This window comes from Synechococcus sp. H55.10 (genome assembly GCF_047502715.1).
Taxonomy (GTDB): Bacteria; Cyanobacteriota; Cyanobacteriia; order Thermostichales; family Thermostichaceae; genus Thermostichus.
The window spans coordinates 1-579 of record NZ_JANSJJ010000227.1 but is presented as its reverse complement, the minus strand read 5'-3'; the positions used below and the strand labels follow the sequence as shown (position 1 = coordinate 579).

The window sequence follows — 579 nt, the reverse complement described above, 5'->3', positions numbered from 1 at the left end:
CCCCGCCACAGCATCTCTCGTCGGGCCGGGGGGGCTGGGATTTGGTTATAAGACCCCGGCCTATATGAACGCCCTCAATAAGCTTTACGCCGCTCTGCACGCGGCCCGCTCGACGGCTGAGCAACGGCAGGCTGCCACCCAGAAGATCTGATGGGCTGCCGCCAGGAGTGCTCCTCTAGGAGCGGGCTGCAGGGATCCCTTCCGCAAACACCCGCCTGATTACTTCCTCGATCGGCGGGTCTGTTACCGTCAAGTCCAGCACCTCCAGATCCGCCAGGAGCTGGGCGACCGTCTGGGTGAGGTGTTCCCGCCGCACCCACAGCCGCGCCTCACAGCTGCTGCCGGGATCCCCCTCGCTGCGCAGCTCTCCATAGACTTGCAATTGGGCGAGGGGGCAGGGGCGAGCCAATTCCAGCTTCACCTCGCGATAGGGGGCAAAGCGCTGCCGCAGCTCCTCGAGGCCGCCATCGTAAATGAGTTGCCCGGCGCTGATCACCAGCACCCGTTCACAGAGCGCCGTAATGTCGGCCATGTAGTGGCTGGTCAACAAGACTGTTGCCCCGTAGCGGCGGTTGTAGT

Annotated in this window: 1 pseudogene; it reads right to left on the bottom strand. The window is 64.2% G+C overall.

From position 1 onward, the window contains the following. Nucleotides 1-175: 175 nt before the first annotated feature. Nucleotides 176-579: pseudogene (locus NW858_RS11960) on the bottom strand (ABC transporter); the annotation flags it as partial.